Source organism: Nocardiopsis sp. TNDT3, assembly GCF_003427465.1.
Classification (GTDB): Bacteria; Actinomycetota; Actinomycetes; order Streptosporangiales; family Streptosporangiaceae; genus Nocardiopsis; species Nocardiopsis dassonvillei.
This window is the reverse complement of sequence record NZ_QPFC01000402.1, coordinates 1-4,517: the sequence shown is the minus strand read 5'-3', so window position 1 is coordinate 4,517 and position 4,517 is coordinate 1. Positions and strand designations below refer to the sequence as shown.

Sequence of the window (4,517 nt, the reverse complement as noted above, 5' to 3'; positions counted from 1 at the left end):
GAGGGGGAGGGCCGGGGTGTCGCGGAGCCTGAGCCGGGAGCCGACTACTGGCCCCGGCGGCCGTCGACGCGCTCGCGCAGAAGGTCGGCGTGCCCGTTGTGGCGGGCGTACTCCTCCACCATGTGCACCAGAACCTGACGCAGGTCCCACACCCGGTCGTTGTGGGGGTCGGTCCAGGCGGGGCTCTCCAGGTCGGGGGCGCCGGCCACGAACGCGTCGGTGTGGGCGCACTCGGCCCGCCATGTCGCCCAGGCCTCCTCCACCACGGCCGGATCGGCCACCGCACCGTCGAAGTCCCCGTCGGGTTCGGACGCGCTGGCGTAGAGCAGGGGCGCCTGCTCGCGGCTCCGCCCGCCCAGGCGGCACCGGAACCAGGCCCGCTCCACCTCCGACATGTGCCGCACCAGCCCCAGCAGGGACATGGTGGAGGGCGGCACCGAACGGCGGGCCAGCGCGTCGGCGTCCAGACCCGAGCACTTCAGTTCCAGGGTCGTGCGCTGCAGGTGCAGGAACTCGACCAGGACGGCGCGTTCGCCGACGGGGCGGGGGCGGCCCTCGCGGGGGTCCTCGTCCGGGGCCAGGAACATGTCCGCGCGCTGTGTGCTCATGGGGGGGAGCATCATCCACCCGCCGCCGGTGCGCAACGGGTTTTCCCGCCCCGCCCGGCCGCCGTCGGGGTTTCGGGGGTTCCGGCTGGGCACGAGCGGGGGAGAGTCTGGCGGTGGGCGTACGCCGGGGTCAGCGCAGCGCGAGGACCACGCACAGGAACGCGACCAGGGAGGCCAGGGTGCGCACGTTGTTCCAGCGCACCCACACCGGCTCGAAGTCGGCGCGCACGGCGGCCGGGTCCGCGATCCGCTCGGCCGGGCCCTGCCGGTCCAGGACGTTGTTGCGCGGGACGTTGACCGCGAAGGTGGACACCAGGGCCACGACCAGGCAGAGCAGCGCCGCCCCCGACCACACGGCGGAGGCGGTCGCGCCGACGCTGGCGTGGAGCACGGCGCAGGCCAGCACCGCCACCGGGGCGCCGATGAAGACCACGGCGAAGAACGGGTTGAGGATGGCGACGTTGATCCCCTGCATCGCCTCGATCATCGCCCGGTCCCCGGACCTGCGCAGACCCGGCATCACCGCGATCGAGAACGCGAAGAACAACCCGGCGAACAGACCTGTCGCCACCACGGCGAGTACCGGAACGACCACGTGCACCATCTCCGCCACGCCACACCCCGGATTCTGTTGTCCTGCCCGCGTGTTATGGGCGGATTCTACGTGCCGCGCGAAACGTCCACGGCACTCCCGTCCCTCGACGTAACGGGCGGCACCACCGGCCCGTCCCGCGTACCCGCCGCATCGCCCGCCCTTCGGGCGACGCACCGCGTACCACTCCCGCAGGCCGCACACCGCTCCGCGCGACACCCACCGCGGGTGAACGGAGAGGGCCGGCCGCCGCCCGCCGCGAACGGGACCGCGCCGGGAACTGCGGGTCAGCCGTGCCACTCGCAGAAGAGCACCGTGGCGTCGTCGCCGAACCTGCCGTGGTGGTACTCCAGCACCGCGTGCACCAGGCGCCGCAGCGTCTCGGGAACCGGCATGTTGTCGGCCTGGTGGCGGATGACGAAGTCCACGAACCGCTCCACACCGAACTCGCGCCCCTCGGAGTCGCGCGCCTCGATGATGCCGTCGGTGTACAGCAGCAGCCGGTCGCCGGGTTCGAGCTGTTCGCGGCACACCGTCACCGGCAGCCCCAGGTCCATCCCCAGCGGGTGGGAGGGCTCGCACTCCAGGTCGCGGACCTCCTCGCCCCGGATGAGCACCGGCGGCAGGTGCCCGCAGTTGACCCAGTACAGCTCCCCGGTGGCCATGTTCAGCTCGGCCAGGATCGCGGTGGCGAATCGGGTGCGCACGAACTCCTGGATCAGGGTGTGCTCCACCCCCCGGCACACGTCGACCAGCGGGGTGCCCTTGCGGCGCTCGTTGCGAAAGGCCCCCACGGCCAGGTTCGCGATGAGCCCGGCGGCGGTGTCGTGGCCCATGGCGTCGAACATCGCCAGGTGGGCGGTCTCCCCGTCCAGGGCGTAGTCGAAGGAGTCCCCGGCGTTGTCGTAGGCCGGTTCGGTGGCGGCCGAGATCGTCACCCGCGAGTCGGCGAAGGTGCCGGGCGGCATGAGCGTCCACTGCATCTCCGCCGAGACCGACATGGGCTTGGTGCGGATCAGCCGGGCGTAGGCGTCGCTGTTGGAGCGCTTGGCGATGACCAGCAGCGCCACCATGGAGGCCAGGTCGCGCATCGCCGAGCGGTCGGGGTCGCCCGGGTAGCTCACGTGCAGCACGCCCAGGCGCTCGGCGCCGTCCAGGACCGGCACCCAGTAGCGCTGCTCGTCCTCCATCCGCACCGTCACACCCGTGACGTAGGCCTGACCGGCCGGGGAGTCGTCCACCAGCAGGTCCTCACCGCCCCGGTGGGCGTCGATGCCCTCTCCCGTGACCTCGCGCAGGACCTGCTGCTGGTGGTCGGCCAGGTAGATGCGCGCCTGGGAGAGCCCGGCGCTGTCGGCCTTCTTGGCCACGAGTGCGGGTAGTTCCTCGAAGGTGGCCAGGTGTCCGGCCCGCACGAGGGAGACCATCAGCTCGTTGGACGCGTGTTGCACCGTCATGGCAGCACCCCGGAATCCGGCACGGCAGCCGTTCGTCTCACGACTCCCCGCCCGCCGTGCCATCTTTCGACCAGAAAATACATCTTCGCACGTGAGAGCCTGACCGAACAGGCCACGGCCCTCATCGAAACCTCCCTCGGAGCGCCCAGTCCGAAACCGCTCCCCCCTCGGAAAGAGCGGCGACTCCACGCCCGCTCACCGGTCGGCGGTGCGTTCCCCGCGTTCCCCCACCGCGCGGACGTCCGGCGCGTGGGGGACGGTGTCCGCGAGCGCGAGTTCGGGGGACGTCCGTTCCCGGGGCCGCGGACGCCCTTCGGGGCCGACCGGCTCCCGCCCCCGCGGGTCGTCCAGCGAGCGGAACACCGGGGCGACCAGGGCGGCGACCGCCGTGACGCCCGCCAGCACGGCGAGGACGGCTCCGGCGACGGGCAGCCCGGCCGCGGCGGCCACGGCCGCGAGCGGGGCGCTGGTGAGGGCGGGCGCGGCGAGCATGACCGTGTTCTGCGCCCCCAGGACCCGGCCGCGCATGCGGTCCGGGGTGGCCTCGACGGTCAGGACGCCGAGCACCGCCGAGGCCGGTGCGAAGGTCATCCCCACCAGGGCCGCGGCGCCCAGCACCAGCCACGGGGAGGCCATGGTGCCGACCGCGCCGAACCCGACCAGGGTGCCGCTCATGCCGAGGACGAACCAGCTGCGGCGGCGGACCCGCCCGGCGGTGGCGGCGTAGAGCGCGGACCCGGCGATGCTGCCCGCCGCGAGCGCGCTCAGCGTCAGCCCGGTGAGCCCGGGAAGCCCCTGACCGGTGAAGTAGGCGGGCATGAGGGTGGTCTGCAGCGAACTCAGGACGGCGACGAGCACCGCGCCGATCACAGTGGTGCCGAGCAGGAGCCGGGTGCGGCCCAGGAACCGCCATCCCTCCAGCAGGTCGGTCACCGCCCGGCGCACCGAGCCGCCAGGTGCGGCCGCGCCGGAGGCCTCAGCGGTGTCGGCCGGATCGGGGCGCCGACGGTCGATCCGACCGGTCCGCGGGTCCAGCAGGAGGGTCGTGGCCGCGGCGAGCAGGCTCGTGACGGCGGTCACCAGCAGCAGCGCCGAGGACAGCCCGAGCAGCCCCACGAGCAGCCCGCCCAGGCCGGGACCGGCCAGCAGCAGGACGCTGCCCATGGTCTCGCGGGTGGCGATCAGCCGGTCCAGCCTCCCCGGACCGGCGGCGCCACCCCGACCACCCCGACCACCCGGCCGGTCGGCTCCGAGTCGGGCCAGGGCGGGCAGCAGCGTCTCCTGAGCCGTCATCCCGGGCACGCGGATCACCGCCCCCACGACGGCCAGGGCCAGGAACCAGGCCATGTTCAGGCCCCACAGGGCGTCGACGACCGGCAGCGCCGCCACCGACAGGGCGGCGAGCAGGTCGGAGACCACCGAGACCCAGCGGCGGTCGATCCGGTCCACGATCAGACCGCAGACGAGCCCCGCCAGGGCGGAGGCCGCCGTGGACGCGGTCGCGAGCACGCCCGCCGCCAGCACGTCGCCGGTGCGTTCCAGGACGAGCAGCGGCATCACCACGCCGGCGATGCCCTTGCCCAACAACGACAGCCCGTACGAGGCGAAGTAGACCGTGGCGCTGCGGCGCATGACCGTCTGGCCTCCCATCGGTGTTCGGGTCGGGTGGTGCCGTTCCCCCCGCCTCCCGGCCGTGCCGGGAACGCGGGGTGAACCGTGTTCCAGCAAAGGCTGTGCCGTCGCGGCACACTCAAGACCCCGAACCTGTGGCGTGGGCCACTGCGCCGAAGAGAACCGACGATGCCCCGCCCGAACCGGGGAAGGCCCGCGCCCGGCGTGAGCCGGACACGGGCCTTCCCC

The 4,517-nt window shown here is 73.5% G+C and carries 4 protein-coding genes; all 4 read right to left on the bottom strand.

Annotation, left to right across the window (positions count from 1 at the left end):
• Positions 1–44 precede the first annotated feature (44 nt).
• Positions 45–608: a DinB family protein gene (locus tag DQW06_RS10755; protein ID WP_117198379.1), complete on the bottom strand. Its 564-nt coding sequence runs from the start codon at positions 606–608 to the stop codon at positions 45–47.
• Positions 609–738: 130 nt separating this feature from the next.
• Complete coding sequence (locus DQW06_RS10750) at positions 739–1,221, bottom strand: DUF1772 domain-containing protein (protein ID WP_041552689.1); 483 nt, start codon at positions 1,219–1,221, stop codon at positions 739–741.
• Positions 1,222–1,487: 266 nt separating this feature from the next.
• Positions 1,488–2,657, bottom strand: coding sequence for a PP2C family protein-serine/threonine phosphatase (locus DQW06_RS10745; RefSeq protein WP_013153200.1), 1,170 nt, complete (start codon positions 2,655–2,657; stop codon positions 1,488–1,490).
• A 195-nt stretch (positions 2,658–2,852) separates the two neighbouring features.
• Positions 2,853–4,307, bottom strand: a complete 1,455-nt coding sequence (locus DQW06_RS10740; RefSeq protein WP_071622126.1) for an MFS transporter — start codon at positions 4,305–4,307, stop codon at positions 2,853–2,855.
• Positions 4,308–4,517: the final 210 nt, after the last annotated feature.

Excerpts from the sequence above, each read along its gene's own strand:
- DQW06_RS10755 (WP_117198379.1), bottom strand. The coding sequence starts at position 608 with ATGAGCACACAGCGCGCGGACATGTTCCTGGCCCCGGACGAGGACCCC.
- DQW06_RS10745 (WP_013153200.1), bottom strand. The coding sequence starts at position 2,657 with ATGACGGTGCAACACGCGTCCAACGAGCTGATGGTCTCCCTCGTGCGG.
- DQW06_RS10740 (WP_071622126.1), bottom strand. The coding sequence starts at position 4,307 with ATGGGAGGCCAGACGGTCATGCGCCGCAGCGCCACGGTCTACTTCGCC.